Here is a 19,813-nt window from a genome sequence, read left to right as displayed (position 1 = left end):
CACGGGGCGGCAAGCGAAATGAATCTCAGCGAGCCTTTCAGCGTGACCACCGGTCGAGTCACGCTGGTGGGATGCGCAACGCACGAGGCTACTGTGTGGTTGGGGGAGTGTCCGAAGTCTCAACCCGCTGGCGCAGGGGCCGCGTTGGTTTCGTATTCTCCCGATCAGGGACGGGGCAGGATGGAAGGGATCCCGAGGTCGACCGAGCGGCCCGGTTGCTCAGACCTCAGAGCCTGCTTCCGTTTCTCGCGAAGGAACTGCAGTGTGAGATCGATGCCTTCGATCTCACCCAGCCAGCCCTCCGTCTCTGCTTGCTTCCGGCGCGCTTCCAGATCCTCTTCCAGTTCGTTGAGACGTGACAGCATCTTGGGATTCACCTGAAGCATCGGGCAACGCAGACAAGCGTGCTCATGCTGGCAAGGGGTGCCATAGGGGCGGGCGCAATTTCCCAGTTCAACCTTTCGGCGGTCGAAGTGCTCTTGGAACTCGTCCCATTCGCCGGAGGTTGCCGACCGGTATTCCTCGGCGGGGCGCACGGCCCGACGGCGAGCCAGGTATTCCTGATAGTGGCGTACGACATCCTCGTTGAAGACGGCTACATAGCCGCCGGTGGTTTCGATGTTCAAGTGGCCCAGCAGTGCCGCACCGATATGGATGGGGAGCCCGTTGTTGACGATCTCGGTAGCGAACAGTCGGCGGAAATCATGGGGGGCGAACGTCAGGCCGACGAAGGCCGGGTTCGACTCGGCAAGTTCGTGGCAGAGCGTCCTGATCCGATTGGCGATGGTGTTAGGGCTGATCACGCCTCGGCCGCCTCGTGAGCCACGTTGGAACAGGAAGGGCATGGAGGCAGACCACTTTCGCTCGTGTGCATCGTAGCGTTGAAGAAGGGGGACAGACCTCTGCTCGCCGGTGATATGGCGGCGAATCACAGATGCGATCACATGGAAAAGCTCTGCCGACATGGGGATGACGCGCTCTCGGTCGGTTTTCGACGGCGCGATGACCAGGAGGGCTACCACCTCGCCGTTCGGCCTCTGGTACTGCCGGATGCTGAGCTGCGTCAGCTCGACGAGTTCCTCGATCCGGACCCCGCTCAGCCTCAGTGTCTCCACGTAGGCCCAATCCCAGAAGGCGTCTTCTTCTGCTCCTTTGGCATGGATTGCTTCGCCGGTGGCGAGCTCCTCCACACGCACCGGCGCTTTGGAGTGGCGAGCCTTCGCCTGGTCGGCTCGACTGTTCGTCCGGCGGTAGGAGCGGCCGGCATGAGTGAACTCTTCGCCGGGCGGGACACCCGCCGCGGCCTGAAGCAGGGCGCGCGACTTCCTGTGCTTCTCCTCCACGTGCTCAACCAGCGTGGGCAGAAGCGGCTGCCGTTCACGAATGCGGTTGTCGGTCCGTTCCTTCGCCCTGCGGCGGCCGCTTCGCGCGGAGCGCACCTCGTGCCGGGGGACAGGGCACGGTACTGCCCAGACACCCCACCGTTCCGGTTCTTCAAGAGCCCAGCTCTGCAGATCAAGGTAGAAACCCCGGACCTGGAGGAGGAGGGAGTCCAGGGTCCGGCGCGGTTGGTCTCGCTCCTTTCCGACGAAGCTGACCTCTTCTCTCCATTTCTGGTAGACATCGTTTGACAAGCTGAGGTCGGCTTGCTCGGGCGCGATCTCCTCGATTTTCTGCCAGAACACCGAGACCAGAAGCTGTGCCAAGCCGGTCAGCGCGCTGTAGTCGAGCTCGGTTCGACGTCGCTCGAGATAGTCGATGAACAGCTGCCGCACCCCACCGCACCGGATGGGATAACTGTCCACCAGCTCGGTCACGGACTTCTGCCCGGAGACCAGCACAGCGCGGAGGTGTTGGGGCGTCCCCGCGGGGAAGGCCTCCATGCCGTGCAGTGTTTCCCAGGCGGAGTGGCCGGCGAAACGGCTGCTTCCAGGCGACGCGCCCCGTGTCAGTCCGTGCCTATGGCACTCGAGCGAATAGTGCAGTAGCCCTTCGGGAGTCAGATCTTCCAGGGTGATCCCCTGAGTGATCAGTGCGAGGGTCACGTCGAACAACGAGGTCCGCTGCTGGCCGAGGCTGTGGGCGCTGGCCGACTCCGCCGTGAAGAACTCGTCCAGGCGCTTGTCCCGCTGAACATGTCTGAACTGTTCCGCAAGCCCGACAAAGTCGTTCGAGCGTACGGCGCGGAGTGACGGCTGGATGACCCGGAGACAGATCAGACAACGCAGGCCGAGTGCTGCCTGAGTCTTGTGAGGGCCGTGGTCGAACCGCTCTTTCAACGGGTTGCCGGGTTCGTCGAGACCACTGGCAACCCAGCGATCCTGCCAAGTCTTCCCCGGAAACTGAGCCAGATACGTAAGGACCCGCCGTGTTGCGATCCTGCGTGTTTTCCTTCCGCTGCTGTGGGTGACGGTCTCCCAGGCAACAGCCGCACAGTCGGCGATGTCCTCCACACCGGCCTCGCTCAGGTCGCCGTAAGGGCGAGGCGAGGAACGCGCAATGGATGGTGCGGCCACGAGCTTGCTGACGTCGTGCTTGAGACGCTTTCCGGACTGCGCCGGAACATGGTCGATCCGGCGATGCCGCAGAGTGCTGTCAGCCACCGAACACCGCCCGGACGTCCTCGGGGTCGTAGCCGGGCGCGAACTTCGGTACCTGGCGTGGACGCGTATAGAAGTCTTGAAGCTTCTCGGTCATCTCCTCCAGGCGGACCGTCAGGTAGATGCCCGTCGTGTCGAGCTTCGCGTGGCGCATCACCCGCTGGACCTCGGGGAGAGTCATTTTCGGGTCGTTCGCCATCCGAGTCGCGGCGGTATGTCGGAGATCATGTAGAGTCCAGTTGGTCTGTAGCTTTGCGTTCGCTCGTTGCAGGACCCGGCGCATGGCCGAATATGTGAGCGGCCTCGGATCGCCACGCAAAGCCCTCCAGAGCTTCTCGCCCGCCTTGGGCACTCCAGCCTGGGAAAGGTATGCGGCCAAATACCGAAAGGCGTCGGGCGACGCGGGCACCGGCTCCCGTGCCTTCGTCCCCTTGGAGACGACGTAGATCTGCTGACCGGCCCAGTCGATGTCCCCGATCTCGATACCCAGCAGTTCTTCGGCACGCGCACCGCTTGAGACATAACAGGAGAGGAGTGCCCTGTCCCGGTCGTTCTTCATCGCCTCGAACAACTCGTCCCACATGAGGTCCGGAAGCGAGCGGGGAAGCCGCTTGGGTACGCGTTGTCGAAGTCGTGCCCGCCGTACATGGATCGGCGCTTCCATCGGGCTCCGGTGAGACAGTTCCGCACGGCGGTCCTTGGACGCCGGTACCGGATTCACCACAGGACCGGCGCCGCTCCCGGCATGGAATTCGTAGAAACCGGAGATCACGGTCAGCGCGTGATTGATGGTCCGAGCCGCATACCCCGGTCCGAGCGTCTGTTTTCCGGTCCGCAGATTCACTGATCCAGGCGGAGGCGAATCCGGGCTGCGTCTTTCACGCTGCGGGTTGGACGCAGTCCTCATCCACCCCACCAAACACTCCACCTCGCTGACCGTCGCCCGGTCCCAGGCGATGCCGAGTTGCCAGAGGACCCGAAACCACCTCAACAGGTCATAGGCATAGCTGCGACAGGTTGACGGGCTTGATGAACCCAGGGCCAGGCTCCTCAAGTAGTCGACAACCACCCCGATTGGCATGCCACTTGAGTCGAGCACTGTCCAGGGCGGAAAAGCCTGGTCAGTAGCCACAACGCTGCCCACTCGTCGCAGGTCGACACGCCCCTCGCGAAGCTCCGTCCGCACGCTCTGCACACCACACCTCTCAGTCCCGGGGCCTCCGGGCCCTCACGAGTAGGTGCAGTCAACAGGACGCTCCGGCAAGCGGGTCATCTTCTCCACGCTGGACGACGGCACTGGCCTGGTCGACCTCGCCTTCTTCGACGACTCCCACGACGCCTGCGCGCACACCGTCTTCCATTCCTGGCTGTTGCTGGTGCGCGGTGTGGTGCAGCGGCGCGGCCCGCACAGCCTGAGTGTGGTGGGCTCCGCGGCCTGGAATCTCGCCGAACTGGTCGAACTGCGCGCCCGGGGCGGCCTGGAGGAGGTGGCGGCGCGACTCGCGGAGCCCGTGCCCGAGGGGGCGGGCGGTGATCCGGCGAGCGTCCGGCGGATCCATCTGTCGACCGGATACGACATGCACCCGTGGGCCGACCTGCGGCCCGCGGGGCAGGAGGCCGCACAGGGGCCTGCGGAGATAAGGAAGTTGTGGCACCAGAGTCCGGGAAGCGCGGGATGACCATTCTGTGCGTACGTTTCCAGCTGTCGTCGATGTACGAGGCGGCCCTGCCGGGACTGCTGGGGCTGCTGGGGGAGTTCACCCCGTTCGTCGAGGCGCTGCCCCCGGACGGGGCGCTGGTCGATCTGCGGGGCGCGGAACGGTATTTCGGACGCAGCGCCGTCGAGCTGGCGTCGGTGATCCGCGTCCGGACCCTCGCCCGGTACGGCGTCGACTGTGTGATCGGTGTCGGTCCGGGGCCGACGGCGGCCCGCGTGGCACAGCGTCGGGCCCGGCCCGGAGCGACGTGTGTCGTGCCCGAAACCCCGGACGCTGTCGCGGACTTCCTTGCCGGCCTGCCGGTGTCCGCGCTGCCCGGCGTCGGCGTGGCGACCGCCCGCACCCTGGGCGCATACGGCCTAGACACCCTGGGCCGGGTCGCCGCCGCGCCGCTGTCCACGCTCCAGCGGTTGATCGGGGCGAAAGCGGGCCGTGAACTGCGTGAGAAGGCGAGCGGCATCGACCGGGGCCGGGTCGTTCCGAACGCCGTGACCCACTCGTTGGTCACCGAACGTCTTTTTGATCTAGATGAGTTGAGTCCCGAGCGACACCGCAGGGAGCTGCTGTCGGCCGCCGAGGAGATCGGTGCCCGACTGCGTGCGTCGCGGACGGTGTGCCGCACGCTGACCCTCACCGTGCGCTACGCCGATCGCTCCACCACCACCCGCAGCCGCACCCTCAGGGAGTCGACCGCGCACTCGGCGGCCCTGGCCGCGGCGGCCTACGGCATGTACGGGGTGCTTGGTTTGCAGCGTGCCCGGGTTCGCGCGCTCGCCCTGCGGGCCGAGGGTCTGACCTCTGCCGAACAGGCCTCCCGTCAGCTCACCTTCGACCCTGTGGACGAGAAGGCCCGCCGCATCGAGGAGGTCGCGGACCGTGTGCGGGCGAAGTTCGGGCCAAGGGCGGTGATGCCGGGGGCGCTGGCGTGATCCCGGGACGCAGGTGACGCCGGAGGCCACGCCCACACTGATCACTGGAAGTTTTTACTGACGCGTAACTTCACACTTGCACTACTCGTTCGTAACTTAGCGAGTGAACAGCATCCCGTGATCCGGATCACAGGGCTAGGCCGTCGCACCTCCCTTGAGCCGCAAGGAGATCACACGATGCTGCCCTGGAAGCGAGTGTTCAGACCACTCGCCGCCCTCCTCCTGACAGCCGCCGTCGCCGTCGTCCCCGCCGCCACCGCCCGGGCCGCCACCGCCCCGAGTAGCGGTTGGAACGACTACTCCTGCAAGCCCTCCACCACCCATCCCCGCCCTGTCGTCCTGGTCCACGGCACCCTGGGCAACTCGGTTGACAACTGGCTCGCCCTCGCCCCTTACCTGAAGCACCGCGGGTACTGCGTCTTCTCCCTCGACTACGGTCAGCTGACCGGTGTTCCGGTCTTCTACGGTCTCGGCCCCATCGACAAGTCCGCCGAGCAGTTGTCGGCCTTCGTGGACAAGGTGCTCGCCGCAACCGGGGCCGCCAAGGCCGACCTGATCGGTCACTCCCAGGGCGGCATGATGCCCCGCTACTACCTCCGGTTCCTCGGTGGGGCGGCCAAGGTGAACGCCCTCGTCGGCCTCGCCCCCGACAACCACGGCGCCACGCTGAGTGGCCTCACCCACCTGCTGCCGTACTTCCCCGGTGCCGCCTACCTGATCAAGGCCGCCACCCCCGGCCTCGCCGACCAGATTCCCGGCTCCGCCTTCCTCACCAAGCTCAACGCGGGCGGCGACACCGTCCCCGGAGTGCACTACACGGTCATCGCCACCAAGTACGACGAGGTGGCCACCCCTTGGCGCAGCCAGTACCTGAGCGGTCCGGACGTCCACAACGTCCTGCTGCAGGACCTGTGCCCGCTCGATCTCTCCGAGCACGTGGCGATCGCCCTCTTCGACCGGATCGCCTTCCACGAGGTGGCCAACGCCCTCGATCCGGCCCACGCCAGGACCACCACCTGCGCGTCGGCCTTCAGCTGACGTGCCGCCGGGGCCTGTCCGGCCTGAGCCGCCGGACGGGCCCCGGAGGTGTCACCGGCGCTGGTCGCCGCGCGCCCGGCGGCGGGCCGACAGCAACAGCGTTGCCGCACCGAGTGCCAGCACCGCCGCACCACCGATCGCGGCGCGGAACGTACCGGGGGCCGCGCCGGTTTCGGCGAGGTGCGCCGGCGTCCCATCGGCCTCCGGCCGGTTGGCCGGGGAGGCGGGCTGTGCCGGCTCGCTCGCACCGCCGTGCCCGCCGCGCTCGGCGGCCGGCTTGCCGGCACCGGCCGAGGTCTGCCGACCGGAGGACGTGGAGGGAGCCGGAACGGCTGGGGCCGGGGCGGTGGTTGGGGTGCGCAGGCCCCGGCCACCGCCGAAGTCGACGTCCGAGCAGGAGTAGAACGCCTCCGGGCTGTCCGAGCGCTGCCAGACCGCGTACAGCAGCTGCCGACCGGATCGCTCGGGAAGCGTGCCGGGGAACGTGTAGAAGCCGCCCGAGCCAACCGGGTCGGTGGCCGTCGCGACCGGGTGCTCCAGGTCCAGGTCGGACCAGGCCAGCGGCTTCGTGGGGTCGTAGCCGGGCTTGGTCAGGTAGACGTGGAAGGTGCCCTTGTGCGAGGCGGTCACACGGTACTTGAACGTATACCGCCCGCTGTGCACGCTCGTTGCCGGCCAGTCGGCGCGGGCCAGGTCGAGCCCCTTGAACTCCTCGTTGCCGGCACTGCACAGTCGGCCGTCAGGGATCAGGTGCCGGTGTCGTCCGCCGGCGTCGCCGATCCGGATGCCGTTCCAGTCGTACAGCGCCTGGGTGCCGCCGGCCGCAACCGCAGCCCTGCAAGCGGCCGACGCCGGACTCTCCGGTCCCTCCGCGTAACACTGCACGACGCGGCTGACCGGGTCGCCCATCGAGCCGTGCGCCGCTGCGGGAGCGGCGGCGAGCACGGTCAGGGTGAGCGGCACCAGACCGAGTACGGCGACGGCGGCAGCCCTGGGGCGGGTACGAGCGGGCATGCGGAACTCTCCTCGGAACGGTCCGTGGGATGGGCCGGATCCGGGTTGGGTGATCCGGAGCCAGTCCCAGGAAACCGCGGGATCGCCTGCCAGAGGCGGGCGGAGGAGATCTTTATGGTGCTGTTAAGGGGGTGCTCAGGCAGAGCTCAGGTAGATGGCGTGCGCGCCATGACCGACAGGGGACGCCGAGCGCCCGGGCGCCTGCGGCAAGCGTCAGCCGTCGGGCCACCAGGTTCGTGCGATGTCCTTGCGCACTTCCGGCCGGCGCGCGGGGAGTTCGTCCGCCTCTTCGCGGATCCGGCGGCTGTCCGTCCTCTTCAGGGGCTTCTGCACGGTCACACGGCGCATGGCTGCCTCCTTCAGAGCCTGCCCGGGTTCCGTGTCGGCACGGGAGCAGGCGCTTCCGGCGAGAGTTCCTCATCGGTGCCGGTCTGTCAGTGGCATGTGTCACTCTCCAGGGATGACGAACGGGAATGAGCACCTGGGCGCGGTGTCCGCCGGGACGGACGTGAACTGGGACGCCGAGGCCGCCGCCTTCGACGACGAGCCGGACCACGGCATGCGTGCCCCTGAGGTCCGCGCGGCCTGGGCGGCCAGGCTGCGCTCCTGGCTGCCCGAGCACTCCGCCGACCTCCTCGACCTCGGTTGCGGTACCGGCAGCCTGTCGCTCCTGGCGGCCGAGCAGGGACACCGGGTGACGGGTGTCGACAGTTCCCCGGAGATGGCCGGGCGAGCCCGCGCCAAGCTCGCCGGGCACGACGCGGTGGTGCTCATCGGGGACGCCGCGACCCCGCCGGTTGCCGAGGAGCGCTTCGACGTGGTCCTCGTACGGCATGTGGTGTGGGCACTGCCCGATCTCGCAGGTGCCCTGCGGCGCTGGCGGAGGCTGTTGCGGCCCCAAGGCCGTTTCGTGCTGGTGGAGGGCGTCTGGGGCACCTTGCACCCGGTGGGCATTCCCGCCGCCCGGCTGACCGCTCTGCTGGAGCCGCTCACCGCGCAGGTGCGCGTGGAGCGGTTGTCCGGCGACTCGCTGCTGTGGGGGAAGGACGTGACTGACGAGCGGTACGCGGTGGTGGCGCCGGTGTGAGCACGACCGTGAACCACGAGTGATCCCGCCCGGGAGCTGGTGTCAGGCCAGCAGCTCGCCGAAGCCGCTCCCGAGGGCCAGCTCCTCCAGTCCGCCGAGTGCGGCCACGGCGGCCGCCGCGGCCTCTGGGTCCCGCTCCGTCAGCCCGCTCTCGGCGAACTCGTCCTCGTCCAAGCGCCGTACGTCCGAGCCGTCGGCGGAGCGCCACAGGTCCAGGTCGAGGTCCTCCACGACCAGCTCCGCGCCGCGAAGGACCGCCGGGCGGGTGATGTCGCAGTACCAGCCCTTGAGGGACCCATCGGCCCCGCGGACCTCCTTCACCGAGTACCAGCGGTTCCGCCAGTAGTACTCGGTGAACACGTCACCCGGCTCGAAGCGCACGAAGCCGAAGTCGCGGACGTCCGAACCGGCCCACAGAGCGCGGACGGTCACCCGGACGCCGTCGTCCCGGACCAGCTCCGCCGGGTAACGGATCTTCGTACGACCTCCCTTGACCAGGACGACTTCCAGACGGGCCGTAGGATCAGCCAAGTTTGCGGACATGAGCGCACCTCCGTGGCGCAGGCCTCGTACCCGAGCCCCTCGTTGATCGCGGCCATGGCGTTGTTGCCGGCGTCGTTGCCCTGAAGACCTCGGTGATGCCGGTGGCGCGCGCCCGGTACAGGGAGTGCGCCTTGGCGAGCTGGGCCAGGTCACGCCCGCGGAATGCACGGGCGCGACCGGTCATGGTGGGGAATACCGGGCGTGGCCGCCGGCGTAGGCCACGGCGAAGAGCCAGGCGCCGAACGAGGGGGCCCTCGACGCCGCCCCGGACGTCAGGGCGGAGGTCACGCACGATCAGGGTCATGGAGAGGGACCGTACGGCGAGGGGAGGCCGGAGTGCCTCTCATTTTCCGCCCGGTTCCTGCCCCCGGACCTTCCGCTCGGTGCGGGACAATCGGGCTGTGAGCTTGAAGATCCGCATGAATGACAGCGCGCCCCCGTACGAGCAGGTGCGGGCGCAGATTTCCGAGCAGGCGCGGTCCGGAGCGCTGCCCGTGGGGTACCGGTTGCCGACCGTGCGGGGGCTGGCCGAGTCCCTGGGGCTCGCGGTGAACACGGTCGCCAAGGCGTACCGTGCACTGGAGAGCGACGGAGTGATCGAGACGCGGGGCCGCAACGGCACGTTCGTGGCTGCCGCCGGTACGGCCGCGGAGCGGGAGGCTTCCCTGGCCGCACAGGCGTACGCGGAGCGGGTGCGGCGGCTGGGACTGGGAGAGGAGGCAGCGCTGGCCGCGGTACGGGATGCCCTGCGGGCAGTTTATGGACGGTAGCGGGCCGGCCGTCATCGGTGTACCGCCGGTTCCGGGACCCTCGTCACCACCAGCCCCGCTCTCCCCGCCACCTTCCCGAACGCCTCCGCGTCCCGCACCGCCGCGCCGCCGGGGTCGTTGTTGAAGTACGCGTACACGTCCTCTTCGCCGGACCACGTCGTCGCGACACGGTCCACCCAGGTTTCCAGCGAGCGGCGGCCGTAGCGTGGCCAGGGCTGGGCCCGGCCCTCGTGGAAGCGGACGTAGCCCCAGTCGGTGGTGCGCCACAGCGGGGTGACCGGGCGGGCCAGGACGTCGGCCCAGCACAGGGCCGCGCCCCGGGATTCGAGCACGCTGCGGACCCGGGCCGTCCACCAGGAGTCGTGGCGGGGTTCGACCGCGACCCTCACGCCGGGCGGGAAGCACTTCAGGCAGCCGTCGAGCAGGGGCGGGTCGGCGCGCAGGGTGGGCGGGAGCTGGAGCAGGACCGGCCCGAGGCGGTCGCCCAGGCCTGCTGCGTGGGTCAGGAGCCGGTGGACCGGTTCCTCGGGGTCCTTGAGGCGTTTGATGTGGGTGAGGTAGCGGCTGGCCTTGACCGCGATCACGAAGTCCGGGGGGACCCGGACCCGCCAGGCGGCGAAGGTGTCGTACGACGGCAGCCGGTAGAACGCGTTGTTGATCTCCACGGTTGCGAACAGGCGGGTGTACTCCTCCAGCCACAGCCGTACGGGGACCCCGGCCGGGTAGACGACATCCCGCCAGTCCTTGTACTGCCACCCCGAGGTGCCGACGAACAAGGTCACAGCACCATCAAAGCACTACAGGTACAGGCCCGCGTCCGCTGCGCCCCGGGTGCCCGGCACCGAGGCGGGTGTCGTGCCCCGACGGAGCGCGTACAGCTCCGCGAGGGTCGCGCCCTCGCGGCCGAGGCCCTCCTCGGTACCGAGCCAGTTGACCGCCTCCCCGCGCGTCAGCGGTCCCACCTCGATGCGGGCCAGGCAGCGGCCGGGGCGGACCACGGCCGGGTGCAGACGTTCCAGGTCCTCGTTCGTGGTGACGCCGACCAGGACGTTGCGCCCCTGGCCGAGCAGACCGTCGGTGAGGTTCAGCAGCCGGGAAAGGGCCTGACCCGCCGTGTGCCGGGCCTCGCCGCGGATCAGCTCGTCGCAGTCCTCCAGCAGCAGGAGCCGCCAACGGCCCTTGCCGGCGCCGTCGTCCTCGCCGATCGCGATGTCCATGAGATAGCCGACGTCGGAGAAGAGGCGTTCCGGGTCGAGCACGCAGTCCACCTGGCACCAGGCCCGCCAGGAACGGGCCAGGGTACGCAGCGCGGAGGTCTTGCCGGTGCCGGGTGGGCCGTGCAGGAGGAGCAGCCGACCCGCGATGCGCTCGGGGGTCGTCGTCATCAGGCGGTCCATGGCATCCGCCACCGGCGCGGTGTAGTTGGGCCGGATCTCGTCCCAGGTACCCGCGGAGATCTGCCGGGTGGTGCGGTGCGGGCCGCGCCTCGGGGACACGTACCAGAAACCCATCGTCACGTTCTCGGGCTGCGGTTCGGGCTCGTCGGCGGCACCCTCCGTGGCCTGGTCGAGGACCGACTTCGCCAGCTCGGCGCTGGTCGCGGTGACCGTGACGTCCGCGCCGCGGTTCCAGCGGGAGACCAACAGGGTCCAGCCGTCGCCCTCCGCCAGGGTGGCGCTGCGATCGTCGTCACGGGCGACCCGCAGCACGCGGGCACCGTCCGGCAGCAGGGTCACGCCGGAGCGGACACGGTCGATGTTCGCCGCGTGCGAGTAGGGCTGCTCGCCCGTGGCGAAGCGGCCGAGGAACAGCGCGTCCACGACGTCGGGCGGGGAGTCGGAGTCGTCGACCTGGAGCCGGATCGGCAGAGCGTCGTGCGGGTTCGCGGACATGCGACCATGATCCGGCACCCGTCCGCTCCGTGCACGGCATTTCCGCCGCGGTGCCCCGGTGTCCCCGGACCGTTGCGGGTGTCCTGGAGCGGCCTGCGGTGTGCCCAAGTCCTGCCCCTTGTACGGCTTCCGTGGTTACTGTGTCCCCGATGGGACGTCATGGGTGGGATGTGGAGAATCGACGGTGGCGGCTCGCCGCCCTGCTGGGTGTGGGCGCGGTCGTGCTGGTCCTGGCCGTGACCTTGCTCGGCTCCCTGCCCGCCGACCCCGGCACGGCCGGCACCACACGCGACGGCGACAAGGTTCACGGCACCCCCGCCGGTCCCACCGCGAAGCCGGAACCATACGTCGGCTGGGGCTTCACACACACCCAGTACAGCGCCGACCAGGGAACCACTGCGGCCATCCGTCGGGTGGAACAACTGCTGCGCAAGGACGGCGGGTTAGCGCAGAACCAGCACATCATGGGGTGGGGTGCGGACAATCCCGAACCGGTCCAGGGGCACTACGACTTCGCCGCACTGGACCGTCGTGTCGACTTCGTCCGCGCCTCCGGCGGCACCCCGGTGATCACACTGTGCTGCTCCCCGGACTGGATGAAGGGGGGCAAGGCAGGGGTCGGCAACACCGACTGGAGCCGGTCCGCCCTGGAGACCGCACCCACACCAAACCACTACCAGGATTTCGCCAACCTCGCCGCGACCGTCGCCCGGCGCTACCCGGACGTGAAGCACTTCATCGTCTGGAACGAGTTCAAGGGCTTCTGGAACGACGCCAAGGCCCGCTGGGACTACGAGGGATACACCCGGATGTACAACCTCGTCTACGAGGCGCTCAAGAAGGTCGGCAAGGACATCATGGTCGGCGGGCCCTACCTCGTGATGGACAGTGTCGACCCGCGTGACCAGAACGCCTCCACGGCGCTCCGGGGCCCCTGGGGCGCCATGGACCAGCGGGTCCTGGACGCCTTCGCCTACTGGAACACGCACAAGGTCGGTGCCGACTTCGCGGTGGTCGACGGTTCGAGCTACACCCGCGACGACGAGCTGCTGCCCGACGAGTTCGCGGCCACCGGCAAACTCAGGGCCGTCAGTGAGTGGGTACGGCGGCAGACGCACGACCTGCCGCTGTGGTGGGCCGAGTACTACGTGGAACCCGGCGACGGCAACGACGACCGCAAGGGGTGGTCCGCACCGCACCGCGTCGCCGTCCAGGCCACCGGGATGATCGCCATGGCCGAGGGCGGCGCCGACTCCGGCTTCTACTGGAACCCGGAGGAGGAGAAGGGCTCCTGTCCCGGCTGCCTGTGGACACCCACCGACGGCCCCCACGGGGGCAAGGCCCTTCCCCTGTACGACCTGGTGTCCAGGTTCGCGAAGGCGTTCCCGCCGGGCACGAGGTACGAGTCCGTGTCCGTCGCCGCCGCCGACGAACCCCACGTCCGGGTCCTCGCCAGCCGCAGCACCGTCCTGGTGGTCAACACCCTCGACCGGAGGATCAGCGCGCAGGTCGACGGCAAGCGGTTCGACATGCGCGCGTACGAGGTGAAGTGGCTCGACCGGTGACCCGGCCGGGCCACCCTCACTTCATCGTCAGGAACCGTTGCACCAGTGAGGCCAGCACCACGGCCAGCAGCGGCAGCGAGAACCAGAATCCGCCCTGCAACAGCCGTAGCTGGCGCACACCCGGCCGGATCGCGACCCGCACCGTCTCGCGGGCGGCGAGCAGCAGGAGCAGGACGACGGCGGCCAGCGCGCCGACCACCGACCACGGCGTCCAGGTCACCTGCGGCCCGACTGGTCCCGGATCGGGTTTCGGCACCGGACCGACCGGTGGCTCGCGCAGCGCGTACACCGTGACATCGGCGTTGACCAGGGCCTTTGCCAGCTCCGGCCGGTTGTCGAGGTCCTCCACGAGCTGGCGCTGCCAGGCCGTGGAGAACCCCGCATCCAGTTCCAGGTAGGTCACCTGGCTCCGGTTGATCATCAGATACGAGTTCGGTCCCGCGTCCCTGAGCCTCTTGACCAGGCCCGACACCAGCCTCGGGTCGGTCGGCGCCAGAGTCGGCACATAGGTCACCCGCTCCATGTCCCGCGCGCCCCACGGCAGGGCCGGGGTGACGTCGTTGACCGGGTCCTGACTCAGCCACAACAGCCGTACGGTCGGTTTGTCGTGGGCGTACACCCAGTCCATGGCCGCGACCTCGCCCGGCCGGGTCCGCTCGAACGGTTCGTTCCCCCAGCGGGCCACCAGGAACCCACCCATCAGCAGCAGTCCCGCCAGCAGCGCGGCCGGCGGACCGAGGGCGAGCCGCTTCTCCGCGGTCTGGTTCCCGGACCCGTTCCCAGGCTCCTCCCGGGTGACGCCGGTCCGCGGGAAGAGCGCGAAGGCGCCGAGCAGCGCCGCGCCCGGCAGGGCGAACAGGAAGACCCGCAGTGCCATCTCGCCGCCGTACGACTGCATACCGAAGCCCAGGAACGGCACGAAAGTGAGCACCAGCAGCGATCGCTCGCGGTACCGGTTCAGGCGCCGTCGGCACCAGCCCCAGCAGGCCAGGACCAGTACCGAACCGGCCAGCAGCACCCTGGTGTACAGCACCAGCTTGTGCGTCGGACTCCCGCCCCGGATACGGCCGGTGACGGAGGTGGAAACATTGCTGCCCACCCCGCCCACACCGCCGAAGAGGTCGTCGAAGTGCCCGGACCAGTACGGCTCCGCCATGAAACAGACCCAGACCGCGACCAGCACCGCGAACAGCAAGGGCAGGCCGCGCAGTTCGCAGCGGCCGCTCAGCACGAGGGCCGCGAGCACGCCGAGCATCACGAACGGAGTGAGCTGGTGCGCGGGGACGCTCGCCGCGTACAGGCCCATCAGCACCAGCAGCAGCACCGTCCGCTGCCGCCGGTCGGCCGGCTCCACCTCGGCCTCGCCGGGTCGGACCCTGTTCCAGATCACCCGCGGCGGGCGGAACCAGACCAGCAGGATCGCCGTGAAGACCAGGTACAGCGCATAGGTGAAGCCCTGCGGGGAGAAGTAGTCCTGGCCGACCCAACTGCTCAGGACGAAGATCCACAAACCGGTCCACTTTGCCCGCCAGCTCGCCCGTAGCGCTCGGGTGAGTAGGAACATCGGTGCCAAACAGGCGAGTTCGATGACGGTGGGCCACCAACGGATGACCTCCGTGAAGTGGGTGACCCCGCACGCCCTGCCGACGAACGCGGCCACCGCGAAGAAGCCCGGCCAGCTCCAGCGTGCGTCCAGGTCCGGTACGGCGGTGCCGGTGCGATCGATGTAGTCGATGAAGCCGAGGTGCTGCCAGGCGGTCGGGAACCGCGGTGAGCTCTCGATCAGCGCGGGCAGGGCATGCAGGGACACCACGGTCGCCAGTAGCGTCACCAGCAGCAGGAACCGGTGTTCGCGGCGCAGCCACAGCAGCGCGGCGAACACGGTGATCAGCAGGGCCGCTCCGGCCAGAGTCGGCAGTGGCAGCACCGAGACCAACCCGAGGCCGCCCATCCGGTCCAGGTCGGCGTCGCCGAGTCGCAGCGCGGGGACCCAGTACAGCAGCAGCGCGAAGACGAGCAGACAGCCGAGAGCGACACCCGGGCGGGTGGGTAGCGGCCAGCGCCAAAGCGGCACGGGGACCGTTGGCTCCCCGGGTGCGGGGCCATTCGGTACGGCCTCGTGGGTGGGGGCCCCGGCCAGGACGTCGGCACCCGGTGCGGTTCGCTTACGGGGCGCGCCGAACTCCCGGGCCCTGACCGGTGCGTCGGTCCGGGCCGGCAGCGACGGGCCCGGTGCGGCCTGGGCAGCGGGCTCCTGCCTCTGCCCCACGAGCCCCAGTGGGGGCCGGGGAGGAGCCACCGGCGCACCGGTGGGCGGTGTTCCCGGGCCCGGGCGGACGTCCGGACGCCGCTCCAGGTGATCGAAGTCCACGTGGAGGCCGAGTGTGAGGGTGTCGGAGTCCAGCGCCCAGGCAGGTCCGTGCCTACGGGCCGGGGCATCGGCCGGGACCTCGTGCGCCCCGAGGTCGGAGACGTCCCCGTCCGGTGCCGCCGCCTCGGGCACGGCGACGGGTGCGGCCCGGACCGTCCGCCACAGTTTCGGCGCGGCGATCGCCACGATCACCGCGAGGCTGGAGATCTCGGCGACACCCGCTCCGGTCAGCCCCATCCGGGGGAGTAACAGCAGGGTCAACCCCAGCACCAGCACACACAGCAGGCCCTGTAGCCAGGCGAGTCCGGCGGTGCGGCTCTGTGCGCGCAACACGGCGAAGTAGGTTTCCATGACGACCCGCAGCACCGCGCCGACCGCGAACCAGCGCAGCAGCGGGGTCGCCGCGTCCGCGTAGCCCTCGCCGAACACGCCCAGGATCCAGGGAGCGCCCATGAACAGCAGGCCCGCGATCGGCAGCATGATCCTGGTTATCCGTTTCAGCGCGGCGCGGGTGTTGGCGGCCAGCCGGCCTGGGGCGTGCGAGCCCTCGACCGTGAGGGATGCGCCCATGTTGATGGCGAGCAGATTGATGGTGCCGCCGATGGTGGTGGTGATGTAGAAGTAGGCGTTCTCCGCGGAACTGACCTGAGAGGCGACGATCACGGGGACGAGGTAGACCACTGCGAGGGAGAACAGGGAGCCGGTGTAGTCCCCGGCCAGGAACTTCCCGATCTCCTTGAGGGCCGGCGGGGCGCTGTGCTCCTCGGTCGCCTTGACGTGCCGGGGCACCAGCCGCCGGAACACCAGCCAGCCCAGCGGCACCACCGAGGTGGCGATCGCGGCCCCCCAGGACACGAAGACGCCAGTGGTCGGGATGGCGACGGCGAACGCGGCCAGTAGGGCCAGCTTCACCGCGGAGAACACGGTAGTGCCGACCGGTACCCAGGTCGCGTTGCGCAGCCCGGTCAGCACCCCGTCCTGCAGGGTGAGCAGGTTCCATGCGGCGACGGCGCCGATGAAGCCCAGGCCGTTGAGGGTGCCGTGCAGGAACCGGTACGAGGGCCCCCACACGTCCAGGGTGAGGAGGAAAAGGCCGGCCGCGCCCGCCACCACCAGTGAGCTGCCCGCGTAGGTACGGAAGATGAGCCGTCCGGTGCCGGCTCCCGACACCGGGATGAAGCGGGCCAGTGCGCCGGTCAGGGTCACCGCGGTCAGCCCTGCCAGGAGCTTCATCGCGGCGATCGCGGCCGATCCCTGGCCGACGGCCGACTCGGAGTAGTAGTGCGCCGCGGCCAGCCAGAAGCCGAGTCCGAGGACGGCGGAGATGCCGGTGTTGAGCATCAGGGCGTAGGCGTTGCGGAAGAGCGGGCTGCCACCGGGGGACGGGTTCGTTCCGGGCAGCCGCAGACGGCGCTCGGACTTCCCGGGCCCCTCGGCGCCCTTACCGGCCTCGGTTGTGGTGGTCGTGTCAGACACGGGATCAGATGGCCTTCCGGCGGACCTGGCGGGCCCTGCGGACGAGGGCGTACCCCTTGGTGAGGGTGCGGTCCCTGGCGAAGTTGCGGGCGATGGCACGGCCGTGGAGCAGCCGCTCGAACTCTTCGACGCCCGTGCCACGGCGGACCGTGAGGCGCAGCAGTGCGTACGGGCCCTGACGGTGGTGGGCGAGGCCATTGCCGACGGCGAGCGCCTGGCCGTATCCGCTGTCGCGCACGGCCTGGCGGACCCGTCGGCTGGAATACCCGTAGGGGTAGGCGAACGACACCGGACGGGAGCCGAGCTCGTCGGCGACGACCTCCGTGCAGCGATCCAACTCACCGTGCAGTGTGCCGTCGTCGAGTTGGTCGAGCTGTGGATGGGTGTGGCTGTGCCCGCCGATCTCCACGCCGGCGGAGCTCAGGTCGCGCACCTGCCGCCAGTCGAGCATGGTGTCGAGGCCGCCTCCGGTGTCGTACTCGCCCCTGATCCAGCCGGTGGAGACGAACAGCGTGGCCGGGAAGCCGAGTCTGGCGAGCACCGGTAGGGCGTGCCGATGCACGCCCTCGTAGCCGTCGTCGAAGGTGATCAGCACCGGTCGGGCGGGTAGCGGACGGCCAGAGCGCCAGCAGCCCGCCAGGGCAGCGGTGGTGACCGGGGTCAGGCCCAGGTCACCGATGAGCGCCATCTGTTGCGCGAACGCCTCCGGCGCCACGGACAGGGCTCGGGTGGCACGGTTGGGTGCGGCGGCGACGGAGTGGTACATGAGGATGGGCACGGGCGCGTCACTCATGGCCGTTGCCCCTGCGTTTCCCGGACCGCCGCGCCGGAGAACGGACTTCCGCTCCGTCGTGCCCGTACGCTGCCCACCGCGTACCCGCCCGCTGCGGTGAGGATGCCGGTGACGATCGCTGCTGCGCGCCCCGCACCGCCCGGCCGGCCGAGCAGGGCGTCCCGCAGGCCCCGGGCGAACCCCGCTGGCAGCACCCGGGTGGCGTAGCGGCGCTCTGACTCCAGGCCCTTGGCCGCGCCCACGCTGCGGGCCACCAGGGCCTTGGACAGTCCCTCCGCATAGGTGCGGGTACGGAAGTAGCCGAAGCGTTCGCGGGGTTCGGGTACCCGATGGTGGATGACCGCCCGGTCGTCGATGAGCAGGACGGCGTCCGGGCAGGCCAGGCTGAGGCGGATGCACAACTCCGTCTCCTCGCAGCCCAGCGGGCGCCGGTCGCCGTCCCGTCCGATCCCGGTGGCGAAGCCGCCCGCGGCCTCGAACGCCGCACGCCGGAACGAGGCGTTGCCACCGAGGACGTTGCGTACCCGGGCCCGGCCCGGCGGCAGTCCCTTGTAGGTACAGCCCACCACCCAGTCGAACTCCTCCGGGAACCAGGCCGGTCGTCGGCCCGACGCCCAGACCGGGACCGTACGGCCGCCGACCGCCAGCACACGTGGGTCGGTGTACCCCTCGGCGAAGCTGCGCAGCCAGCCGCGTTCGGCCACGGCGTCGTCGTCCAGGAAGGCGATCACCTCTCCGCGGGAGGCGGAGACGCCGGTGTTACGCCCCGCCGACAGGCCGCGCGGTCCCGCGTTGGGCAGGACCCGGACGCCGCCGGTCTCTTCGTACGCACGGGTCAGCCGGTCGAGCAGGGCCGGGTTGTGGTCCACCACGAGAAGCGTCTCCAGCGCGGGATACGACTGTGCGCGCACTGAGCGGACCGCTGCCAGGATGTCCTCCCAGCGGTCCTCGGTGTACACGCAGATCACCACGGAGATGCCGGGACCTCTCAAGACGCCTCTCCCCGTCCGGCGGTGAGCAGCGGTGAGTGGTGCGTCCGGCGGCGCAGGTCGCGCCGGTTGGAACGCTCCTTGATGATGACTTTCAGCACCCTCAGTCCGTCCCGGACGGCTCTCAGGTTGCTCATGCCGTGGATGCGCAGGTACTCGTGGCTCGGGATCTCCTGCACCTTCAGCCCTGTCTTGACCACCCGGATGTTCATCAGGGTCTCGACCTCGAAACCGGTGCAGTCCAGGTCGATCTTGTCCAGGCAGTGCCGCCAGAAGGCGTTGTACCCGTAGCAGAGATCGGTGTAGCGGGCTCCGAACTTGCGGTTGACGACGGTGCACAGCGCCCAGTTGCCGAGCTTGCGGACGAAGGTCATGTCGTCCGTGCCGCCGCCGTTGGCGAAGCGCGAACCCTTGGCGAAGTCGGCGCCCGAGACCAGGGCGGAGACGTAGGAGACGATCTCGTTGCCGTCGGCCGAGCCGTCCGCGTCGACCATCACGATGATGTCGCCGCTGCATGCCTCGAACCCGGTGATCAGGGCATCCCCTTTGCCCTTGCCCCGCTGTTCGACGACCTTGACGTCCGGCCACAAGGAGCGGGCCACCTTCACGGTGTCGTCCGTGGAACTGCCGTCCACCAGGACGACTTCGTGGATCCAGTCCGGCAGCGTCTTGAAGACGTAGGGCAGATTCTCCGCCTCGTTCATGGCGGGGATCACCACGCTCACCGGCGGAGCGATCGCCAGGTGCGAGGAGATGGGCCGGTAGCGGGTGGCGACGGAAGGATCCTGGCCCGAACTGGGCGGGCGGAGAACGGAACTCATGAGTCATTTCCCTCTCGTCCGGTGGACCGCCCGCCCTTGGGGCGGCCCGGCTGTGTGTCCGGTTCGAAAGGGGGGTTCTCGTCTTCGGGCACGGTGAACTGATCTCCGTGCCCGAAGACGAGCTGGCAAAGCTGGCCGGCCTGCCGCAACAAGACGGCAGCCCCTCGCGCGGCACGACTCGGTCACCGTTGCGGTGACCGAGCACGG

The 19,813-nt window shown here is 69.4% G+C and carries 16 protein-coding genes and 1 pseudogene; 6 read left to right on the top strand and 11 right to left on the bottom strand.

Annotated elements, in window-relative coordinates; translation table 11 throughout:
• Positions 1–164 precede the first annotated feature (164 nt).
• A complete protein-coding gene (locus LK06_RS05535) occupies positions 165–2,603 on the bottom strand; it encodes a tyrosine-type recombinase/integrase (RefSeq protein WP_234367366.1) in 2,439 nt (812 codons plus the stop codon).
• Positions 2,596–3,444: a tyrosine-type recombinase/integrase gene (locus LK06_RS05530; RefSeq protein WP_324618350.1), complete on the bottom strand. Its 849-nt coding sequence runs from the start codon at positions 3,442–3,444 to the stop codon at positions 2,596–2,598. Before LK06_RS05530 ends, LK06_RS05535 begins: the two co-directional genes overlap by 8 nt.
• Before the next feature lie 409 nt (positions 3,445–3,853).
• Here LK06_RS05530 and LK06_RS05525 point away from each other — a divergent pair.
• The 3 genes and pseudogenes from LK06_RS05525 to LK06_RS05515 form a co-directional block, all read left to right on the top strand.
• A pseudogene (locus LK06_RS05525) lies at positions 3,854–4,279 on the top strand (OB-fold nucleic acid binding domain-containing protein); the annotation flags it as partial.
• A complete protein-coding gene (locus tag LK06_RS05520) occupies positions 4,276–5,247 on the top strand; it encodes a DNA polymerase Y family protein (RefSeq protein ID WP_039651691.1) in 972 nt (323 codons plus the stop codon). The pseudogene LK06_RS05525 and the gene LK06_RS05520, both read left to right, overlap by 4 nt.
• Before the next feature lie 177 nt (positions 5,248–5,424).
• Complete coding sequence (locus LK06_RS05515; RefSeq protein WP_043409086.1) at positions 5,425–6,285, top strand: esterase/lipase family protein; 861 nt, start codon at positions 5,425–5,427, stop codon at positions 6,283–6,285.
• 51 nt (positions 6,286–6,336) lie between these two features.
• Here the strand turns inward: LK06_RS05515 and LK06_RS05510 are convergent, their stop codons facing one another.
• Complete coding sequence (locus tag LK06_RS05510; protein ID WP_043409083.1) at positions 6,337–7,299, bottom strand: lytic polysaccharide monooxygenase auxiliary activity family 9 protein; 963 nt, start codon at positions 7,297–7,299, stop codon at positions 6,337–6,339.
• Between the two features lie 213 nt (positions 7,300–7,512).
• The gene (locus LK06_RS34830) at positions 7,513–7,647 is read right to left on the bottom strand and encodes a hypothetical protein (RefSeq protein ID WP_086083104.1); all 135 of its coding nucleotides are present in this window, start codon (positions 7,645–7,647) and stop codon (positions 7,513–7,515) included.
• Positions 7,648–7,759: 112 nt separating this feature from the next.
• Between LK06_RS34830 and LK06_RS05500 the strand changes: the two genes are divergently transcribed.
• Positions 7,760–8,386: a class I SAM-dependent methyltransferase gene (locus LK06_RS05500; RefSeq protein ID WP_039651696.1), complete on the top strand. Its 627-nt coding sequence runs from the start codon at positions 7,760–7,762 to the stop codon at positions 8,384–8,386.
• Between the two features lie 42 nt (positions 8,387–8,428).
• On the opposite strand, the gene LK06_RS05495 is transcribed toward LK06_RS05500, so the two are convergent.
• The gene (locus tag LK06_RS05495) at positions 8,429–8,929 is read right to left on the bottom strand and encodes a ribonuclease FAU-1 family protein (RefSeq protein ID WP_039651698.1); all 501 of its coding nucleotides are present in this window, start codon (positions 8,927–8,929) and stop codon (positions 8,429–8,431) included.
• A 401-nt stretch (positions 8,930–9,330) separates the two neighbouring features.
• Here LK06_RS05495 and LK06_RS05485 point away from each other — a divergent pair, with 401 nt between their 5' ends.
• A complete protein-coding gene (locus LK06_RS05485) occupies positions 9,331–9,699 on the top strand; it encodes a GntR family transcriptional regulator (RefSeq protein WP_039651700.1) in 369 nt (122 codons plus the stop codon).
• Between the two features lie 11 nt (positions 9,700–9,710).
• On the opposite strand, the gene LK06_RS05480 is transcribed toward LK06_RS05485, so the two are convergent.
• Positions 9,711–10,481: a DUF72 domain-containing protein gene (locus tag LK06_RS05480; RefSeq protein WP_039651701.1), complete on the bottom strand. Its 771-nt coding sequence runs from the start codon at positions 10,479–10,481 to the stop codon at positions 9,711–9,713.
• Between the two features lie 15 nt (positions 10,482–10,496).
• Positions 10,497–11,591 (bottom strand): DUF5925 domain-containing protein, encoded by a 1,095-nt coding sequence (locus LK06_RS05475; protein ID WP_039651702.1) that lies wholly within the window; start codon positions 11,589–11,591, stop codon positions 10,497–10,499.
• 149 nt (positions 11,592–11,740) lie between these two features.
• Between LK06_RS05475 and LK06_RS05470 the strand changes: the two genes are divergently transcribed.
• Complete coding sequence (locus LK06_RS05470; RefSeq protein ID WP_039651703.1) at positions 11,741–13,156, top strand: GH39 family glycosyl hydrolase; 1,416 nt, start codon at positions 11,741–11,743, stop codon at positions 13,154–13,156.
• Positions 13,157–13,172: 16 nt separating this feature from the next.
• On the opposite strand, the gene LK06_RS05465 is transcribed toward LK06_RS05470, so the two are convergent.
• Genes LK06_RS05465 through LK06_RS05450 form a run of 4 tightly spaced genes read right to left on the bottom strand, consistent with a single transcriptional unit; the run spans position 13,173 to position 19,606 of the window.
• Positions 13,173–17,003 (bottom strand): lipopolysaccharide biosynthesis protein, encoded by a 3,831-nt coding sequence (locus LK06_RS05465; protein WP_043433203.1) that lies wholly within the window; start codon positions 17,001–17,003, stop codon positions 13,173–13,175.
• A gap of 4 nt (positions 17,004–17,007) precedes the next feature.
• Entirely contained in the window at positions 17,008–17,796 is a 789-nt protein-coding gene (locus LK06_RS05460; RefSeq protein ID WP_174673809.1) for a polysaccharide deacetylase family protein, read from the bottom strand.
• Positions 17,793–18,788, bottom strand: a complete 996-nt coding sequence (locus LK06_RS05455) for a glycosyltransferase family 2 protein (protein WP_043409070.1) — start codon at positions 18,786–18,788, stop codon at positions 17,793–17,795. Before LK06_RS05455 ends, LK06_RS05460 begins: the two co-directional genes overlap by 4 nt.
• Entirely contained in the window at positions 18,785–19,606 is an 822-nt protein-coding gene (locus tag LK06_RS05450; protein ID WP_039651710.1) for a glycosyltransferase family 2 protein, read from the bottom strand. Before LK06_RS05450 ends, LK06_RS05455 begins: the two co-directional genes overlap by 4 nt.
• Positions 19,607–19,813: the final 207 nt, after the last annotated feature.

The organism is Streptomyces pluripotens, assembly GCF_000802245.2.
GTDB lineage: Bacteria > Actinomycetota > Actinomycetes > Streptomycetales > Streptomycetaceae > Streptomyces > Streptomyces pluripotens.
This window is presented reverse-complemented; position numbering and strand designations above follow the sequence as displayed.

Bases quoted from the DNA above. Each gene is read 5' to 3' on its own strand.
- LK06_RS05510 (WP_043409083.1), bottom strand. From the start codon at position 7,299: ATGCCCGCTCGTACCCGCCCCAGGGCTGCCGCCGTCGCCGTACTCGGT.
- LK06_RS34830 (WP_086083104.1), bottom strand. From the start codon at position 7,647: ATGCGCCGTGTGACCGTGCAGAAGCCCCTGAAGAGGACGGACAGCCGC.
- LK06_RS05475 (WP_039651702.1), bottom strand. From the start codon at position 11,591: ATGTCCGCGAACCCGCACGACGCTCTGCCGATCCGGCTCCAGGTCGAC.
- LK06_RS05515 (WP_043409086.1), top strand. From the start codon at position 5,425: ATGCTGCCCTGGAAGCGAGTGTTCAGACCACTCGCCGCCCTCCTCCTG.
- LK06_RS05495 (WP_039651698.1), bottom strand. From the start codon at position 8,929: ATGTCCGCAAACTTGGCTGATCCTACGGCCCGTCTGGAAGTCGTCCTG.
- LK06_RS05520 (WP_039651691.1), top strand. From the start codon at position 4,276: ATGACCATTCTGTGCGTACGTTTCCAGCTGTCGTCGATGTACGAGGCG.
- LK06_RS05500 (WP_039651696.1), top strand. From the start codon at position 7,760: ATGACGAACGGGAATGAGCACCTGGGCGCGGTGTCCGCCGGGACGGAC.
- LK06_RS05460 (WP_174673809.1), bottom strand. From the start codon at position 17,796: ATGAGTGACGCGCCCGTGCCCATCCTCATGTACCACTCCGTCGCCGCC.
- LK06_RS05470 (WP_039651703.1), top strand. From the start codon at position 11,741: ATGGGACGTCATGGGTGGGATGTGGAGAATCGACGGTGGCGGCTCGCC.
- LK06_RS05450 (WP_039651710.1), bottom strand. From the start codon at position 19,606: ATGAGTTCCGTTCTCCGCCCGCCCAGTTCGGGCCAGGATCCTTCCGTC.